Annotated in this window: 9 protein-coding genes; 5 read left to right on the top strand and 4 right to left on the bottom strand. The window is 41.0% G+C overall.

Translation table 11 applies throughout. The features are described from left to right. Positions 1–338: 338 nt before the first annotated feature. Together CGB83_RS09330 and yidC are read left to right on the top strand one after the other, a co-directional pair. On the top strand, positions 339–1,952 hold the full coding sequence (locus tag CGB83_RS09330; RefSeq protein WP_100075557.1) for a CTP synthase: 1,614 nt from the start codon (positions 339–341) through the stop codon (positions 1,950–1,952). A 272-nt stretch (positions 1,953–2,224) separates the two neighbouring features. Continuing rightward, complete coding sequence (gene yidC, locus CGB83_RS09325; RefSeq protein ID WP_100075556.1) at positions 2,225–4,024, top strand: membrane protein insertase YidC; 1,800 nt, start codon at positions 2,225–2,227, stop codon at positions 4,022–4,024. Between the two features lie 115 nt (positions 4,025–4,139). Here the strand turns inward: yidC and CGB83_RS09320 are convergent, their stop codons facing one another. Next, a complete protein-coding gene (locus CGB83_RS09320; RefSeq protein ID WP_100075555.1) occupies positions 4,140–4,724 on the bottom strand; it encodes a ribonuclease HII in 585 nt (194 codons plus the stop codon). A 124-nt stretch (positions 4,725–4,848) separates the two neighbouring features. Here CGB83_RS09320 and CGB83_RS09315 point away from each other — a divergent pair, with 124 nt between their 5' ends. The 3 genes from CGB83_RS09315 (at position 4,849) to argS (ending at position 11,240) form a co-directional block, all read left to right on the top strand. Beyond that, positions 4,849–7,884, top strand: a complete 3,036-nt coding sequence (locus CGB83_RS09315) for a SusC/RagA family TonB-linked outer membrane protein (RefSeq protein ID WP_100075554.1) — start codon at positions 4,849–4,851, stop codon at positions 7,882–7,884. A 10-nt stretch (positions 7,885–7,894) separates the two neighbouring features. Then, entirely contained in the window at positions 7,895–9,349 is a 1,455-nt protein-coding gene (locus CGB83_RS09310; protein ID WP_100075553.1) for a SusD/RagB family nutrient-binding outer membrane lipoprotein, read from the top strand. A 121-nt stretch (positions 9,350–9,470) separates the two neighbouring features. Further along, positions 9,471–11,240 (top strand): arginine--tRNA ligase, encoded by a 1,770-nt coding sequence (argS, locus tag CGB83_RS09305; RefSeq protein ID WP_100075552.1) that lies wholly within the window; start codon positions 9,471–9,473, stop codon positions 11,238–11,240. A gap of 37 nt (positions 11,241–11,277) precedes the next feature. On the opposite strand, the gene CGB83_RS09300 is transcribed toward argS, so the two are convergent. Genes CGB83_RS09300 through CGB83_RS09290 form a run of 3 tightly spaced genes read right to left on the bottom strand, consistent with a single transcriptional unit; the run spans position 11,278 to position 19,567 of the window. Next, positions 11,278–12,207: a YihY/virulence factor BrkB family protein gene (locus CGB83_RS09300; RefSeq protein WP_100075551.1), complete on the bottom strand. Its 930-nt coding sequence runs from the start codon at positions 12,205–12,207 to the stop codon at positions 11,278–11,280. A 1-nt stretch (position 12,208) separates the two neighbouring features. Next, positions 12,209–14,536: a translocation and assembly module lipoprotein TamL gene (tamL, locus tag CGB83_RS09295; protein ID WP_100075550.1), complete on the bottom strand. Its 2,328-nt coding sequence runs from the start codon at positions 14,534–14,536 to the stop codon at positions 12,209–12,211. Beyond that, the gene (locus CGB83_RS09290) at positions 14,537–19,567 is read right to left on the bottom strand and encodes a translocation/assembly module TamB domain-containing protein (protein WP_100075549.1); all 5,031 of its coding nucleotides are present in this window, start codon (positions 19,565–19,567) and stop codon (positions 14,537–14,539) included. Positions 19,568–19,787 lie beyond the last annotated feature (220 nt).

The following is a 19,787-nucleotide window of genomic DNA, read 5'->3' as shown; positions in this document are numbered from 1 at the left end:
AAAATGATTTTTTGTTTACTATACTAAAGGAGCATATGTGTAAAATTTCAAAAGGCTTCAGGACTCAGCAGATGGAATAGGGCAGACTGTAAATAGACGGGCCATGAATTTATTTTCTGTACTCAAGTACCGGTACAAGGCTGGACACTTGTTGTGATTTTGGCTTGTGGTACATACAGAAATCATTATTCCTGCTGGGTTTTTTGCGTTTCGGTAAGATCAAATATAGATAAAAAAAATCGTTAAATCCCAGAAATAGTCTGCTATTTCTTAAATTGATAAATCTAAAAAATTGCTTTGTATTTCTTTTTCCCATAACTTTGCACAAACCTAATCTAATGAGTAAAAAGAATACAAAGTACATCTTTGTGACAGGAGGTGTAACTTCATCTTTGGGGAAAGGAATCGTCTCTGCTTCTCTGGGGCTTCTGCTAAAATCACGCGGTTTCAACGTAACGATTCAAAAGCTTGATCCTTATATCAATATCGACCCGGGAACCCTCAATCCTTATGAACACGGAGAATGCTATGTAACCGAAGATGGTGCGGAAACGGATCTGGATTTAGGTCATTATGAGCGTTACCTGGACGCTCCTACTTCTCAAAACAACAACGTTACCACAGGGAAAATTTACCAGACTGTTATTGAAAAGGAAAGAAAAGGAGACTTCCTGGGAAAAACGGTACAGGTAATTCCTCATATCACCAACGAAATTAAGCGCAGGATTAAAATCCTTTCCAAACAAAACTACGATATCATCATTACCGAAATCGGTGGTACGGTAGGCGATATTGAATCTCTGCCATATATTGAAACGGTACGCCAGCTGAAGTGGGAACTGGGAGAAAAGAACTCCATGGTGATCCACCTTACCCTGTTGCCTTACCTGGCATCAAGCGGTGAGCTGAAGACAAAACCTTCACAGCACTCTGTACGCCAGCTGATGGAAAGCGGAATTATGGCCGATGTCCTGGTATGCAGAACAGAACATAAGATCCCGAAAGACCAGAGAGCCAAACTGGCACAGTTCTGTAATGTTTCACTCGATAATGTAATAGAATGCAAGGATCTTGAAACCATTTATGAAGTGCCGATGTACCTGCAGAAGCAGAACTTTGATGATGTGGTTTTAAAAGAGCTGGACCTGAAAAGCGATAAAGAGGCCGATCTTAAAGACTGGAAAAGCTTCCTTAAAAAATTCCAGAATCCTAAAAAATCAATTGAAATTGCCCTTGTAGGAAAATATGTTTCCCTTCAGGATTCTTATATTTCCATTGCTGAAGCATTCAAGCATGCCGGAGCTGATCTGGAAACCGAAGTAAAGATCCGATGGGTATACAGTGGGGATATTACCGAAGAAAATATTAAAAATACATTAGCCGGGGTTAACGGGATCCTGATTGCACCCGGATTCGGAGACCGCGGTATTGAAGGAAAAGTGCTTACCGCACAGTACGCCCGTGAACATAAAGTTCCTATGTTGGGAATCTGTCTGGGGATGCAGATTATGACGATTGAGTTCGCCAGAAATGTGTTGGGATATTCCAAGGCTAACTCTATGGAGTTCGATACGTCTACCGAGCATCCTGTGATTTCATTAATGGAAGAACAGAAAAATGTAGTCGATAAAGGTGGGACCATGCGTCTGGGGGCGTGGAAATGTGCTTTGAAAAACGGTTCTGCATTGCATGATGTGTACGGAAGCAAGAATATTACGGAAAGACACCGTCACAGATACGAATTCAACAGTGATTATATCGGTGAGTTTGAGATGAACGGATTCCATGCAACGGGAACCAATCCTGAAACCGGACTGGTGGAAGCGCTGGAAATGTCAGAGCATCCTTTCTACATCGGAGTACAATACCATCCGGAATACAAGAGTACGGTGGCCACACCGCATCCTCTGTTCAGAGCCTTCATCAAGGCCTGCGGAAAAGAAGTAAAGTAATTGCAGACTGCAATACGTCATACCATAAACTCAGACTGATTATTGTCAGCCTGAGTTTATTATATAGTAATGCATTATAGCATAGAGTTTTGATAAAAAAACTGTATTTTTGTCGACTCTAAATCGTATATCTTTTGATGTACATTTTAAATTGAAAGATTACAACCGCAAAAGAAACGAACGCATTGAACCTGAAAAGCTTTACATCTTTAAGTGTCGTGGATGAGTGGTTAAATAAAAGGAATACATTTAAAAATTTTAATTAAAATAAAATGCAACAGAACAACGGACTTGATAAAAGTCAAATGATCAGTTTTGCGGTGTTATGTGTCGTACTCTTCGGATTTATGTTTTATTTTCAGAATAAACAGTCTAAGGAAGAACAGGCAAAGGCTCAGCAACAGAAAACCGAGCAGGTAAAAAATGCTGTAAAACCTACTCAGGCCAGTAACATCAACCCTAATGTAACGCCGGGTGCGATCCAGACTGCCAGCCTTGGTAATAATGAACTGAAAATTGAATTTTCAAGTCTGGGCGGGCAGGTGTCTAAAGTAGAACTGGCCAAGTACAAAGCCTATGATCATAAAACAGATAATGCAGACCTTCCGCTGTATCTGATCACAAAGAATAACTCCAATTACGGCTTTCAGTTCAAGGATAAGACAGGAAAGGTAATCAATACCAAAGACCTGGTTTTTACTCCTTCTGTAAATGGAAATGCCGTAACGATGACTGCCAACTACAATGGTGCAGTGATCCAGTTTGTTTATACCCTGCTTGAAAAGTATACGCTTGATTTTAAAGTAAGGACCCAGGGGCTGGCTAAAGTCACTTCAGACAATAAAGCAGATTTTATCTGGGATTACAGCGTAAGGAACCTTGAAAAAGGACGGGCCCAGGAACAGTCGCATTCAGAATTCTCGTATGCCTTCAACAATTATAAGGATTATGATTATGACGGAAGGACTACGATGGATGAAGAAAAAGAAACACTGAACTGGATCGGAGTGAAGCAACAGTTCTTTGCTTCTGTGATTGAAGCTAAAAACGGATTTACTCAAAGCAAAGGGAATCAGGAAAACATTGAAGAAGGCGAATATCTGAAAAAACTGAATTATGAAGGTTTTGTTCAGATGACCGGCAGTGAGCTGAACCAGGATTTTACCTGGTATTTCATGCCGCTGGATTTGCCTTTACTGAAATCATACGATAAAAACTTTGATGAGATCTTACCGTTAGGATGGTCCTTCATCGGATGGATGAACAGAGGATTCTTTATCCCGATCTATAATTTTATCTCATCATGGGGCTTAACTGCGGGATGGGCGATCTTTGTTCTGACTATTTTAGTGAAGCTGATCCTTTCACCCATCATGTACAAGCAGCATAAACTAAGTGCCATGATGCGTGTGATCCGTCCGGAAATTGATGAGGTAAATGCTAAACTGAAGGATGCAGACCCGATGAAGAAGCAACAGGCTACTATGGAAGTGTACCGTAAGGCAGGAGTGAACCAGATGGCGGGATGTCTTCCGGCGCTGGTACAGATCCCGATCTTCTACGCACTCTTCCGATTCTTCCCGAATTTTATCGACCTGAGAGGGAAAGGATTCTGGTTCGCCAAAGATCTTACGGCTTATGATGACCTGATTAAGTTGCCGTTTAAAGTTCCGTTCCTGGGAGATCACCTGAGCATTTTTGCTATTGCCTGTACCATCGTGATTCTGATTTACACAATCATGACCTCCGGTAATATACAGCAGCCTCAGCAGGAGGGTATGCCGAATATGAAAGTGCTGATGTATATTTTCCCGGTAACATTCCTGTTTTTCCTGAATACATCGGCATCAGGTCTTTCATGGTATTATTTCGTATCCAACGCGATTAACATCCTGATTATCCTGGTGATCAAATACTGGATTCTTGATGAAAAGAAAATTCATGCACAAATTCAGGCCAACAAAGAGAAGCCTAAGACTGAAGGTAAGTTCCAGCGAAGGATGAGAGAGATGATGGAAAAGGCTCAGGAGCAACAGAAAACTGCTGAACAGCAAAGAGGAAAGAAGAGATAAAAACACTATAAAATAAAAAAAGAGAAGTAAATTATTACTTCTCTTTTTTATTTAGAATCAGTCTAAATTTCAACAGGCAATATTTGAAATCGTATAGCTTACCTCTGCCTGATCATTAATCGTACTTCAATCGGAAAGATTGTCTGTGGTACTTCGTGGGACCATGCTTGATCAGGGCTTCCTGATGTTTTTTGGTTGCATATCCGAAATTTGTATCCCATCCGTACTCGGGATGCTCTTCATGCAGATTGATCATTAATTTATCCCTGTAATTTTTAGCCAGGATAGAAGCGGCGGCAATAGACAGCATCTTTGAGTCTCCCTGTACAATGCACAGATGGGGAATATAATTATAAGGATGGAAACGGTTTCCGTCAACCAGAATAAATTCAGGTTTAATAGTCAGCTTATCTAAAGCATTATGCATTGCATGTATACTGGCATTCAATATATTATGCTGATCTATGAATTCGGGAGGTAATTCTGCAATGGCATAGCATTTCACATTTTCCTTGATATACATATCAAGCTCCTGCCGGGTTTTAAAATTTAATTTTTTAGAATCATTAATGAGATTTTGTTCGAAGGTATCATCTATAATGACGGCCGCTGCAACCACAGGACCACTCAGACAACCTCTTCCCACCTCATCGCAACCCGCTTCAATATAACAATCCGTCCATTTTTTTAACAATTCCATAATTTTGTTCCTGATTTCCGAGTACAAATTTATGAATATTTGAAATACTATGAAAGGAATAGCTTTTTGTTGTGATTTATTAAGAAAAGTTTTACAAATTTGTGTTAACAAAATTTAATCTGATATGAAGAAAATAACTGTAGGTATACTTACTCTAGTACTATCTTCATCCCTAGCTGTATCCAATGCTCAGGAAAAGAGATCTGATACAGTGAGAACTCAGGAGATCGAAGGGGTTGTAGTTACCGCATTGGGTATTAAAAGAGAAAAGAAATCATTGGGGTATGCTACCCAAGAAGTAAAAGGAGAGGATGTCAACAAAAATCCGACACCAAATTTTCTAAACAATTTATCCGGACAGGTTGCTGGTCTGGATGTTAAGCAAAGTACGAATTTCGGAGGTTCTATTAATGTCGTGCTGAGAGGGTTTAAATCTTTTTCAGGAAGCAATCAGCCTTTGTTTGTTGTTGATGGTGTTCCTATCATTAATAATAATATCAATACATCAAGTCAGGCTACCGGTCGTTACGGAATCGATTATGGTAACGCGGCATCTGACATTAATCCAAATGATATAGAGACCATAAATGTGCTCAAAGGGGCTGCGGCAGCTGCTTTGTATGGTTCCCGTGCTGCCAATGGTGCGATTATCATTACTACTAAAAAAGGCAAAAAGAACCAAAAAGGAATAGGGGTTGAATATTCAAGTTCAGTTACGATTTCTTCTATTGACAGGACAACATTTCCAAAATATCAGACAGAATATGGTCAGGGATATGTAGGAGAAGATGAGTGGGGAAGTTATAATGGTGACCTGGCAGCAGGCTTTGGAAGCGATGCTTCTTACGGACCAAAATATGATCCAAACTTATTGGTGTATCAATATGATGCATTTATACCAGGTTCTCCGAACTTTGGTAAAGCAACTCCTTGGACCATGGCTAAGAACGGGCCTATTTCATTTTTCAAAAACGGTTCCAACTTTACGAATAGTGTATCCCTGAGTGGAGGAGATAATACAGCTACTTATAGAATTAATTACACGAATCAGGATGCCACGGATATAATGCCGAATAGCTCATTGGTGAAAAATAATTTTGGGGGTAATGCATCTTATAAAATAACAGAAAAGCTAACAGCATCCTTGTATGCCAACTATATTACTCAGAAAACCAAGGGTCGGAATGATACCGGATATAATGGTAATATACTCACCGGTTTCAGACAATGGTGGCCTACAAATGTAGATGTTAAGCAACAAGAAGAGTTTTATAATATCTCCCACCAGAATTATACATGGAATATCACCAGTCCTACAGATCTTGCACCGCAATACTGGGATAATATTTATTTCCAGCGCTATCAAAATTATCAAAATGATAGCAGAGATAGATTCAGTGGGAACGTTTCTTTAAGCTATGATGTTTCAAAAGAATTGAATTTCTTACTCCGGTTAAGTAATGATAGCTATAGTATGACTACCGAGGAAAGAAAGGCTAATGGTTCTGTTCCTAATATCTTTGGTCTTAATCCAAATACACCTCAGCCTTCAGGCTATCAGATCGGTAATTACAGATTGTCTGAAAGGAATTATGATTTTATTGGAACGTACAAAAAGGATCTTACTGAGGATTTAAACTTGAATGGTGTACTTGGTACCAATATCCGTTATAATACTGCATACTCGGATATTCATTCTACAGTAGGTGGGCTAAGTGTTCCCAATTATTTTGACATATCAAACTCTAAAGAAAGACCGCTTAATCAAACTACTGATGTAAGTAAACAGATTATCGGACTATTTGCCCAGGCTAGCCTAGGGTATAAAAATACCTATTACCTGGAAGGAACAATAAGAAGGGATCAAAGTACAGCTTTGTCAAAGGGCAATAATGTGTATTGGTACCCGTCCGTTTCCGGTAGTGTTGTATTCTCAAATTTAATCAAGGCGCCATGGTTAAGTTTTGCCAAAGCTCGTGCCAATTACGCTGTTGTAGGAAATGATACGGATGCTAATCAGCTAATAGATACTTATTTGGCGGGCTCTCCGTTTGGGTCGCAACCTGTGTATCAATTTAACGGAGTTTTAAAAAATCCAGATCTGGTAGCTGAGAAATTGAAAAGTATGGAATTTGGTATCGAAACTTCATTTTTAAAAAACAGGATTGGTTTTGATGCTACATGGTATAAAAATGATTCAGAAAATCTGATTTCAAATGTACTTGTGTCTTATGCTTCCGGTACTACATTACAGAAACAGAATATTGGTAACTTGAGAACTGAGGCATTTGAACTGTCATTACGATTGACTCCTATTAAATCTCAAAGTTTTTCTTGGAATTTAGTAGCCAACTGGTCAAATCCTAAGACTACTATTACAGCACTTAAAAATGGAGTAGATAATTTAGCCTTACAAACCAATACTTCTCAAGGAGGTGTTACATTGAATGCTCCTTTAGGCGGATTGTACGGAACAATTTATGGCTCTGATTTTATTTATGCTCCGGATGGACAAAAAGTAATTGATCCGAATACGGGTGCTTACATGAAAACAACAACAACGAATAACAATCTGGGCAGTTATCAGGCTCAGTGGTTCGGAGGATTAAGAAATACAGTGACGTATAAAAATCTCTCTCTGAGTTTCTTAATTGATATGAAGAAAGGAGGGAAAGTGTTTTCTTTAGATCAATCTTATGGCTACGGAACGGGTATATATGCTGATTCAGTGGGCTTGAATGATTTAGGTAATCCAATCAGAAATACTTTGGCAAACGGTGGCGGGATTATTCAGCAGGGAGTTATCCCGGATCCTAACAATCCCGGACAATATATAACCAATAATGTTCGGTTAGATAAATCATGGTCCAGCCAGGTATTAAATACAGACCCTCCGGCAGCTGCATTTGTCTATGATGCAAGTTATATTAAGCTGAGAGAAGCTTCTATTACCTATAACTTATCAAAAGAAGCTTTGGGTTCTAAATTTATTCAGGGAATGTCATTTAGTCTGATAGGAAGTAATCTTTGGATTATCCATAAAAACTTGCCGTATGCTGATCCTGAAGCAGGATTATCGTCGGGAAATTTACAAGGATATCAGTCAGGGGTTATGCCTACAACAAGGAACTTCTCATTTAATGTAAAAGTTAATTTTTAAACAGTAAGAAATGAAAAAAATCATAATACCGATATTGTTAGGGACGTTGACATTATTTACCAGTTGTGCATCGGATGATATCAATCTGGATCCACACTCGGCCTATACAACTATTCCTTCCACATTAGTAACCAATGCTCAAAAAGAATTAAGTGATTATGTAAATACATGCAGTGTTAATGAAAATAATTTTCGATTGACCATGCAATATTGGCAGGAAACAACCTATGTTGAAGAAAGTAATTATAATTTTACTAACAGAAACGTATCGAATCAGATATATGTAGATAATTACGTTAATGTTTTAAACAGTTTAGTAAAAGCCAAGGAATTGATAAATGCTTATCAACCAGTGCCTTCTGAAGTAAATACCTGGCCTAAAATTAAACAGAATCAATTAGCGATAATCGACATTATGCAGGTGTATACTTATCAGATTTTAGTAGATACTTTCGGCAATATCCCATATTCGCAGGCTAATCAGCTTGGAAACAATGTTGCGCCGGCCTATGATGACGGAGCAGGGGTTTATGCTAATTTGATAACAAGGTTACAACAGGATATAGCAAATATTGATCTGAACGGAGGATTGAACTCTGCTTCAGATGATTTCTCTTCTGCGGACAAATTTTATTCAGGAAGTTTATCAGGATGGAAAACATTCGGTAATTCTCTTCTTCTAAAGTTAGGAATTGCACTTGCGGATTCTAATCCGTCATTAGCACAGCAAACTTCCGCTACTGCTATCAGTAATGGAGTAATGACTTCCTCCGCAAATGATTGTAAAATTCAATATTTATCAGGCTCACCCAACTGGAATCCAATTTATGAAAACGTAAAAGCGAGTAATAGAAATGATTTTGTAGGAGGAAAAACATTAGTGGATTATATGAATGCGAATAATGATGCTAGAATATCACGGTATTTTAAACCTGTTGGTAATACAGGGAACTATATTGGTCAGGCAATCGGCCAACCTGCATCTTTTGCCAACTTTTCTGCACCGGGTAATTTCGCATATACAGCTACTACCCCAGGAATCATTATGAATTATACTGAAGTTGCATTTTATCTTACAGAAGCAAGTGCACGATGGGGCATAGGAGGAAGTGCAGCTGTAAATTACGCTAATGCCATTACTTCATCTTTTACAGACTGGGGCGCAACTGCAGATGCGGCGGCATATATTGTAACTCATCCTTATAATGCTTCAAACTGGAAGCAGTCTGTTGGTCAGCAGGCATGGGTAGCCATGTATAATCAACCTCTTACCTCATGGAATTTCTGGCGAAGGCTAGATTACCCGGCTCTTCAACCGGCAAGTGCTGCAACAATATCCAGTGTTCCCGTACGTATGACCTATCCTGCAAGTGAATATCAGACTAACGGGGCAAATGTTAATGCAGCTGCTTCAGCAATAGGTGGAGACCTGCTCACAACTAAGATCTTTTGGGACAAACTTTAGTAACACTCTTTTAACATTTATATTAAATACCGCCTCCGGGCGGTTTTTTTATTTCCGTATATTTGTACCTGATTTTATACCTATTCAGGAGGATCTGCCTGAATAAAAATGCATATCAATAATGAACATCAAAAATATCGTAGGCGAAAAGCTTTCAGAGGTGATCCTCAATATGTATCAGTTGAAGGACATCAACCTGGAAGTTCAGGAAAATAAGACCGAATTTGAAGGCGATTTTACAATTGTGACCTTTCCGCTGGTAAAGCAGCTGAAAAAAAATCCGGAAAGTATTGCGGTGGAACTTGGGGAGGCCCTGACTACTCAGACTGATCTTTTGGAAAACTTTAATGTGGTTAAAGGATTTTTAAATATCAAGATCAGGAACCAGTTCTTCCTTGGTAATCTAAAGTCAGTATCGGAAGGTATCGATGCTGTAGAGCCGAAAAATGCGACGGTAATGATCGAATATTCATCTCCGAATACCAATAAACCGCTTCACTTAGGGCATATCCGGAATAATCTTTTAGGCTTCTCCGTATCTCAGATCCTTAGGGAAGCCGGATATGATGTGATCAGGACCCAGATCATTAATGACCGGGGGATCCATATCTGTAAATCGATGCTGGCCTGGGAAAAATTCGGAAACGGATCTACTCCTGAAGCTACCCATACGAAAGGGGATAAATTTGTCGGGAACTATTATGTAGAGTTCGACAAGCAATATAAGCAGCAGATTTCCGGATTGATGCAGGATGGAATGACGGAAGAGCAGGCAAAAAAGGAAGCACCGCTTATTAAAGAAGCTCAGGCCATGTTGCTGGATTGGGAAAACGGAGACGAAAACGTAAGGAACCTATGGAAAGAAATGAATGCATGGGTCTATGCAGGATTCAATGAAACCTACAAAAGACTCGGTGTTGAATTTGACCAGGTTCAGTACGAAAGCAATACCTATATTCTTGGAAAAGACCTTATTCAGCAGGGACTTGATAAAGGCGTGCTGTACCGGAAAGAAGACGGTTCGGTATGGTGTGACCTGACCGACGAAGGACTGGACCAGAAACTCCTGCTGCGTTCAGACGGAACCTCAGTTTATATGACGCAGGATCTTGGTACCGCTGTAGAGCGTTTCAAGCAGAACAATATCCAGAAACTGATCTATACCGTAGGAAACGAGCAGGATTACCATTTCCAGGTTTTATTTAAAATCTTGAAAAAGCTGGGATATGAATGGGCAGATCATCTGTATCACCTTTCTTATGGAATGGTGGAGCTCCCGAACGGTAAAATGAAATCCCGTGAAGGTACTGTAGTGGATGCCGATGATTTGATGCAGGAAATGTATGAAACTGCCAAGGCAAAAGCTATTGAATTAGGAAAGCTGGAAGGCCTTTCGGAAGAAGCTCGTGAAGCTTCTTATGAAACAGTAGGTATAGGAGCATTAAAATATTTTATGCTGAAAGTAGACCCTAAGAAAAAAATGCTTTTCAATCCTGAAGAAAGTATTGAATTTAACGGAAATACAGGTCCTTTCATCCAGTATACGTATGCACGTATTCAGTCCCTGCTGGCCAAAGCAGATGCGGGTTATGCAGAAGTAAAGGATTATACTCATGTTGAATTGAATGAGTCTGAAAAAGAACTGATCATGCTTCTGGCTAACTACAAGCCTGTCGTGGAAAAAGCTGCCGAATCATTAAGCCCGGCTCAGATCGCTAATTATGTATATGAACTGGTGAAAGCATACAATTCATTCTACCAGAGCAATATCATCCTGAAGCTTGAAGATGAGCAGCTGAAAAACTTCAGGTTAAGCCTATCTGACCTTACCGCTAAGGTGATCAAAAAAGCACTTCGACTGCTGGGAATTGAAACCGTAAACAGAATGTAAATTATCAAAGCTTCCTGGAATTCAGGAGGCTTTGCTTTTATTCTTGAGCGGTCTTATCTTTCATGCTTTCTTCATACAGCTTCGCTTCACTCCACTTCGCATGTTTGGACGGAATGATCGGATAGCCTTTTTTCAGGGTATAGATCTTGGTAAACTCTGCCCCAAAAAAGATCAGCATACAGGAATAATTGATCCACATCATAATCAGGATGATCGTACCGGCGGCACCAAATGCTGAAGTCGGTTTAAACTGCCCGAAATACAGGCTCAGCAGGAATTTTCCCAAGGTAAACAGGACTGCAGTCAGAAATGCCCCTTTCCATACCGATCTCCAGCGGATCCTGACATCAGGAAGCACTTTGAACATGAGCGCAAACAGCAACATGACCACCGCAAGGCCAACCGCGAAATTAATCACCTCTACCAACATATATGTTTCGTATCCGAAATAGCTGGTAATCCAGTTATTCAAAAGGCTGATCAGTGAAGATAAGATCATGGTAGTCATCAGGAGGAACCCTAAAACCAGGATCATTCCTAATGAGTTTGCACGGTCGATAAGGAATTTCACGAACGCTTTTTTAGGCGCAGATTCTACATCCCAAAGGGTATTCAGGGAATGCTGCAGCTGGAAGAATAGGGTAGTGGAACCGAATACCAACGAGCCGATTCCTACAATTTTCATAAAAATATTTTCTTTGTCAATCAGCGCCCCGGCAATCATATCCTGAATGCTCGTGGCTACATCGGCGCCCATAATCCCGCTGATCTGGCTGCTGATTTCGCCGCGTATCGCTTCTTCACCAAAAAAGTTTCCGGCAATCCAGATGATGATGATCAGAAGGCCCGGAATAGAAAAAATGGCGTAGTAAGCAAGGCTTGCCGAATCTTTGGATGCCGAGGACTTATTCCATTCCTTAAAGGTCTCTTTTAATACATCCCAGAAAAATGTAAGGTTGTTTTTCATATTAGAACGGATATCCGATAGCAATGTTTAAAATTAAGTTATCTTTTCTCCAGTCAGAATTTCCGAAGTCGATCCTGTTGAAAGTCCAGCGATCACCTTTTTCATAATAAGGCACCCTTAACGGCATGGCAAGATCAAGCCTCAGGACTAAAATAGAGAAGTCCAGTCGGAGACCTACCCCGGCACCTACAGCCACTTCGCTCAGGAATTCTTTGGAAAACTGGCCTCCCGGTCTTTGTTCGTCAGCATTAACCAGCCAGATGTTTCCGGCATCGGCAAAGACCGCTACATTTAAAAACTTGTAAAGGTTAGCCCTGTATTCCGCATTCATTTCCAGTTTAATATCACCCGACTGATCAAAGAAAAATGTATCCTTCTGTGTCCTCGGATCATAACTTCCCGGCCCGAGTGTTCTAGCACGGAATGCCCGGATACTGTTGCTTCCTCCCACAAAAAACTGCCTTGAATACGGAATCTGCACAGAGTTCCCGTAAGGATAGGCAATACCTGCTATAATCCTCGATGCGAAAGACGTTTTCTCTGCAAACTTATGGTAAAACCTGAAATCATGTTCCATTTTCGCATACTGGCTGAAAGGAACATCAAAAATTGTTTTCTGCTTCCCCTCCTTGGCATTGGCTCCGCTCAATAGTCCGGTAAGGTTTCCTGCTAAATCTACCATTCCTTTATAATAAATGGTATTGGTTTTCGGCAGCATCGTATTGGTATACGTATAGCTATAAGTAGGCCCGAAGATCAGCTGCTTATCAACTACCCTTTGCAGATAGGGATTCTGGCTGGCCTGCTCCTGGAATTTTGGGGTAATATTGGCCGGAGAAACATAGGTGACATCAATGATCTTCAGGTCATGTTCCTTTCGCGCATTTTCCTTCCAGACATAGCCAAAAGATGCATTGAATGTATTCAGGGTATACAATTGTGTCCGGTTCTGGAATTCATATCCTAACGTAATATTGGTTCTCGGCACGAAGGCACTGGAAGAATTGAATCGGAACGGTGCCACGATCCTAGGAATTGAAAGCTGTGCATTCGCACCGGCACGGAAAATATTGTTCGCATCTTTCGGTCCGCCCACCTGTACGTCAAAAGCTCCGTAAACAGCTGCTTTAAACTGTTCCGCCCCACGGAAAAAATTACGGTGCGTCCAGTTGAGGTTCAGTTCGCTTCCTGCATAGTTGGCCGAATTCGTTCTTCCGAGAGCTTCCAGGCGCAGCGACTGGAGTTCGCGTGGCGTCAGAAGGTAGTAAGCATCGAAACGATGCCGGAGTGAATCTGAAACCACAAATTCATTTTTCACAAATTTGAATACCCCCAGACTGATCAGCCTGTTAAGCGTAAGATTGTGATCTGTCCGGTTGTATAAGTCCCCGGTTTTGAAATATAAAGCCCGGTCAAAAATTTTCGGTTTGAACTTATGCTGCGGATCAATCACGTAAATATCTTCATAGGCATATTTGGAAAGAGAATCTTTATCCACCGGAATAGAATATTTCCCGTTTTTTACATCGAGGATATTGTAGTTAGGGAATACGATTACCTTATCAATGCTGAACTGTTGTGTAGCCAGATCCGGGGTGTTATCCTTGAGCTTCACATTCAGTTCCACTTTATGGTTTTTGCTCACGGTACTGTCTGCCTGAACAATAATATTATCCGGATGGAAATAATAAAACCCTCTTTCTTTTAAGCCATCGTCTATTCTCTGGCGCTCAGATTTGATGACATCCAGGTCAAACGGATTGCCGGTTTTCAACAACGTCCTGCCCGTCAGCTTTTGGATTTCCTGGTTGATCACTGTAGAATCCTGCTGGAATTTGACATTGCTGATCAGGTACCTTGCTCCCGGTCTCAGCGTGTAAATTACCTCTGCCTTCCTGTTCTTGGAGACTGTATCATAAGTAGCCGCAGCATTAAAGTATCCCTGGTTTTCTGAATAGTTTTCAATGATGTCCCGGTTGAATTCGCGGTCTACATCGCTGAGGAGAACCGGTTTTTCACCAACCTTGTATTTCAGCCAGTACCGCAAGCCTTTTTCCTTTTTCGGTTCTTTGGTAATATTATAAAAAAACAGTCTCGGACGCAATCCCAGGAAAGATGAATTGGGCTTGGGCGTCAGGTTGCTTTCCAGCTCAGATTTCAGGGCATTCTTTTCTTTTTTCGGAAGCGTATCGTTTTCTATTTTAACTTCAGCTCCTGTATACAGCATCTGTCCCTCTTTGAGGTACTTGGTGTTGCTGCAGGAGACTGCAGCAGAAGTAATTCCTGAGGCTAAAGCATAGGTAAGATATCTATTGAATCTGTTTTTCATTTATTTAAATTCTACGGCTTGGTTGTTTTTATTCTCTTTTACTTTTTCCTTTCTGTTCCTGGACTTTTTAAAAATATCCTTGAACTGGTCATAATCCAGGGTGATCACAAATCCTACACCCGTTTCTATGATCTGACCCTGGAGCGCTACCTGGTATTCATTTTTACGGTAGGCTCTCAGCATATACCTGCCATCTCTTGAGAGGCTGTAATCCACTGTTACGTCTCCGGCGATATTGGTGGTGCTTTCATTCTGTCGTGCTTCGCCTTCCACTCCGAAATTACTTCCTACCGAAACTTTAAGGCGGTCATTCAGCAACCTTTTGCTGATGCCTACATTTAGGTCGGTACGGGTATTCTTTTGGCCGGTGGTATAATCTTCAGAAGACTCCAGGTCAAAGTTCAGGTCTACACCTTTGATGAGTCCGGAAGCTAAATTATTCAGCTGCTGAGAAAGGATTTTGCTCACACTCTGCCTTGCCATAGCTTCTGTACTGAGGCCGGCACTGTTCTCAAACGGGTTTTCTCCGATGAAACGGTTCAGGAGTAATAAAGCAAATACCTGTTTGTTCATTTCGGATTCTTCCGTTCTCAGCTGAGCCAGTTTTGCTTCTACGGTTTCCACCACAGAGGAAGCGACAGCATTGTTTTTATCATCGGTAGTAATGTCAAATGTAATCACAGGTTTCAGAAGTTCGCCTTTCATCTGAAGAAGTGTGTTGAAAGGAATCCTCTGCTTGTACTGATTGATTTCTCCCGGAGCCAGTCCGCTGATCTGCTGCTCGACTAGATCAAGCGGTGCGGTCTCGGTTTTATAGACTGCGGTAATATCAAGATTAGCTGCCGTAGGTTCCCCCGTCCAGGTAATGGTACTTCCTTTCTGGATGTCGAATTTACGTTTTAGTAAACTTACCGAAAGCTCATAGCTTCCTTTTTCCACTTCATAGACACCGACCAGGGTAGTTTTACCTGAAGGATCAACCCCTCCGGTCAGTTCAGCCTCTCCCTGGAGCTTCACGAAGTCACCATTGGCCTTATCGATAATAAGCGATACCTTGGCTTCTTTGCTGACTTCAATATTTACATTGACATCCATTCCTTTGATCCTGCTTTGGGTATCAATAGAATCCGCTTTAATGGTTTTGTTAAGGACTACCTGATCCTGGTCAATGAATTCCACAATACCGTCTCTTTCCTGTAGAGAAGGAGTAGACTGCGGAAGAACAAAGGTGAAATCCGTATTGTCTGCAACGGCAAGCCTTCCATCTACTTTTGGCAGGTCCAGATTTCCCCGTACATGGAGGCCGGCATCAATCGCCAGGATTCCGTACATCATCGCATCATTGGATTTTTCTGAATTCACCACTTTAAAGTCTTTGGCATTTACATCCAGATTGAAGGCAAAATCCCTGTAAGTCTGGGTAAGTACCTGTCCATCGATAACCAGTGAGTTACCATCTTTATCATTGATTTTAAAATCATTCAGTTCAATGCCCCGGTTTGTAAAATTGATTTCGTCGCTGATGTTTCTGAAATCACTGCCGGTTTTGGCAATTTCAAGGCCGACATTGTTCATCTTTACGGTACCTAAAATCTTCGGCTGGCTTGTGCTGCCCGTGATTTTAAGGTTTCCTGACAGGTATCCTTCCGTATTCGTAATCGCGTTCATGGAGAAGCCCTGGACACTTCGCATCTGAAGCTGGTTAATAGCCATATTCAGGTCAAAAGAGCTTGCAGCGGTATTATAATCTCCCGTAATCCTTACATCATTGTTATTGCCACTAAGGGCAATATCGGCATTCAGCAGTTTGGCCGAAGTGCTGTTGACCTTTACGGCAAGGTTCCCGACAGGATTTTCATACACGATCAGGTCTGAAATATTAAGGTCTGAAGTGAATGTCATATCCTTCGTAAGGTTCCTTAGCTGGGCAGTACCATTAATATTTCCACGTGCTAAAAGTGTATCTTTCTTAATGAGTTCTGTGATCGTTTCGATTTTAAAATCTTTTAAGGAAACATTCAGCGGGCTTCCCGGTGAGCTGTTTTCAGACTGCAGAAGGATTTCGCTTCCCGCATTGGAAAGCCTGAAATTATCTGCCAGTATCCCTTTATTGCTGATCTGTATCCTATTATTTTCTGCTACGGTCCAGTCCGTATAATTCAATTTCAGACCATCAGGGTTAAGGGAGATCTCAGTGACATCATTCAACGATCTGGCATTACCTGCAATCAGGAACTGGGTAACATCTTTAGCATCCTTAGTGGTGATATTGTAATTGATGGTATTATTGGCTACATCGCCATTGATGTTCACCTTATTCAGGGCAAAGCTTGAGCTTTTCAGACTGCCGACATTCATCATATACTGCAATGCCTGGTTTTCATTGGTTACTCTTAATGATGCATCTGTAATAGCATTCTCCCCATACAGCAACTGCGGAATCTTCCCATCCACTTCAATTTTTTGTGAATCTGCATTGTAATTTCCGGTCAGTACAATGGTTTCAAAGTTTTTCAGGTCCGGGACAAACTTGCGGATCAAGTCATCATTTTTGATTTTAGCATTGAACGTAAAAAACTGTCCGCCATCGATCTTCTGGGTTTTACCGGGCTTCTGGAACTGATAATACTGATTGATCGTCTGGCTTAATGCTCCGAAAATCTGTGTCAGCTTATACTTTCCGGTGAGTTCCACGTCTGCAACCTGCGAGTTGAACAGGATTTGGGTGGAATCCGTGGTAGATTTCGCTCTAAGATTGACCTCCTGAATAGGATATACTTCTTTGGTGTCTGAAAATGCAAAATCTTTCAGATTTAAAACCCCGTTAAGACGGTCAGGATTAAGATCTGTAAAGTCACCGTCTATTTTCCCGGCCAGGATCATCGGTTGAGCATAAAAACCCAGCTTATTGATATCCAGTTTGTTGATGTTCCCGTTTACTTTTACCGTCTGGTTTTTATCATTATACAATCCGCTGGCTGTTAACTGCATATTGGCATTCGGATCCTTGGAATTAAGGATGATGTTATAATTCCCCCGGTTGATTTTTCCGGTCAGATCCATATTCTGGTAACGGTATCCTTTATAAACGGCAGAAGCCACATGGCCCTTAAGATCAGCCCTTGCATTTTTAAAGTCAAAGCTTTCGCCTTTCGCATAAATCTGAGCACTGATGGCTCCGATATCTTTATTCTGAATGATTTTTCCGATCTGAAGGCCCTGTAAATTAGCCTTTACGTTATATAATTCCCTGTTTTTCCTTCTCATGTCAACATCAGCCGTAACGGAAGCATTACCGAGGGTAGAATATAAGTTCAGGTTCGTGTTCACCATCTTGGTCGTTCCTTTTGCATTTCCTTTAATACTGAAATGGGACGGAAGAGAGATATTGGAAGGAATCGTTCCTTTAGGCACCAGGTTAAAAACGGTCCTGCCGGTGGTTGAGAGTTCACCGATTTTAAGGTCATAATACAGGTTTTCAGGATTCATGGCATTCCTGATCCTTCCTGAAGCTGCCACCCTCAGCTGATCCAGCCCTGAAAGTTTCAGGTCCTGAATGGCCAGGTCATTCACACTGCCTTTGGCATTGACGTTAACATTAAGAACAGCATTAGGATATTTGTTAAAAGGAGCGGTATTCCTGAGCGTAGGAACCAGGTTCAGGATATCCGAAAAACCGATTTTTGAATCCCTGATGTTGGCATTGACCTGCACTGCTCCCGGATTGGAGCTGAGCTGCTGGATAGAGTTGTAGTTCAGGACTACCTCATCCCTTAACAGCGTTTTAGGCGTCTGGAGATAAAGGTCCTTCAGGTACGCCTGCTTTTCGCCATAAACAAAATCGGTATTGAATTTCTGGATGTTAAGTCCTCTTGCTTCCTGTATTTCCGCCGAGTTTACCGATCCGGCAAAAGTATTGTCCTGCATTTTGAAATTGCGGACTTCCACGTTCATTCTGGAGAAATTAAGGTGGTTAAAGTCCATTCCCTGCCTTGTAGGAGCTATTGCCGTATTATGGTAAGCTACTTTTACATCATTCAGCACCAGTTTTCCTAGAAGGAGCTGCATGGCTTTCTGTGCGGGAGCTGAATTTTTATCCTGTTTCTTGGTATCCTTCGGATTGGCATCCTGAGCCGGGAGATAAAGATTGGCATTGATGTCAGCACCGGATAAAAACAGGTTGCCTATGTTGTAAGCATTATTTTCCAGGTCAAGGCTGTTGATGCGTGTACTTAATTCCTTAAAAATAACCTTGGCAAAAGTCTTGGTATTGTCATCGCCGTAATCAATATTGAAATTAGTCAGTTTGATTCCTCTTAAGCCAATTTTCATCGGGCTTTTCTGCTCCAGGGAATCTACTTTTTTCTCCACTTTTTTGGAAACCTCTTCTATCAGGTCCTGTTTCAGCTTAAGCTTTAATCCGTCTAAATTGATATCATTAACAGCATAATTATTTTTACTCAGGTCAAAAGTCCTCACCTGGGTGTCGAAAGAATTGAAATATACTTGGATGTCATTCCTGGATTGCTGGTCATTAAAAGTAATGCCGATATCTTTCAGCCTGATTTTATCCAGGGAAATAATAAAAGGTTTGGAAGAGCTTTCCTGTTTATCGCTGGTAGCAAATGCATTGATGATATAATCGAAATTGAACTTTCCGTCCGGTTTCCTCACCACATTGGCGCGGACGCCTTCCATATCCACTGAAGTAATATCTGCTTTGGAATCGATCAGTTTAAGCATGTGGAGCCCTACGTCGAGCTTTTTTACAGCCAGCAGGGTGTCGATTTCCTGGCCTTTAAGATAGAGGTCTTCCATGATCAGGCTGTTGGGAAAGCCTATGTAGACCCTTTTCAGGCTTACTTTGGTTTTGATTTTCTTTTCAAGATAAACCACAAGCTTATCTTTCACGTAGTTCTGGACAGCAGGAAGCCGGAGGCTCAAAACCAGCAGGGTAATGATCACCAATAATGAGATAAAGAATATCGCAATACCCTTAAGAATTTTTCTCTTGTTAATTTTCAGTTTCAAAGTGATTGGGTTTTAACAAAGATAATCATCCTGATGAAGAAAATTATCTGTTGTGGCACCCGTTTGGAATACAAAAACCCTGCCTTGACGGTCCGTTATGGAATTTTTAGTTGAGTTGCTGTCAAGTGAATAGTTGATGAAGACAATCAAGGCACTGGGTTTAAGTTAATAATAGCCCCCTTTCAGGCATGTCAAGTGAAAAGGTTAGCAAAAATGAAAA

It is taken from the genome of Chryseobacterium camelliae, assembly GCF_002770595.1.
Lineage (GTDB): Bacteria > Bacteroidota > Bacteroidia > Flavobacteriales > Weeksellaceae > Chryseobacterium > Chryseobacterium camelliae.
Note: the sequence above shows the minus strand (reverse complement) of the source record. Positions and strands in the feature narration are given on the sequence as shown.

Bases quoted from the DNA above. Each gene is read 5' to 3' on its own strand.
- CGB83_RS09330 (WP_100075557.1), top strand. From the start codon at position 339: ATGAGTAAAAAGAATACAAAGTACATCTTTGTGACAGGAGGTGTAACT.
- yidC (WP_100075556.1), top strand. From the start codon at position 2,225: ATGCAACAGAACAACGGACTTGATAAAAGTCAAATGATCAGTTTTGCG.
- CGB83_RS09320 (WP_100075555.1), bottom strand. From the start codon at position 4,724: ATGGAATTGTTAAAAAAATGGACGGATTGTTATATTGAAGCGGGTTGC.
- CGB83_RS09315 (WP_100075554.1), top strand. From the start codon at position 4,849: ATGAAGAAAATAACTGTAGGTATACTTACTCTAGTACTATCTTCATCC.
- CGB83_RS09310 (WP_100075553.1), top strand. From the start codon at position 7,895: ATGAAAAAAATCATAATACCGATATTGTTAGGGACGTTGACATTATTT.
- argS (WP_100075552.1), top strand. From the start codon at position 9,471: ATGAACATCAAAAATATCGTAGGCGAAAAGCTTTCAGAGGTGATCCTC.
- CGB83_RS09300 (WP_100075551.1), bottom strand. From the start codon at position 12,207: ATGAAAAACAACCTTACATTTTTCTGGGATGTATTAAAAGAGACCTTT.
- tamL (WP_100075550.1), bottom strand. From the start codon at position 14,536: ATGAAAAACAGATTCAATAGATATCTTACCTATGCTTTAGCCTCAGGA.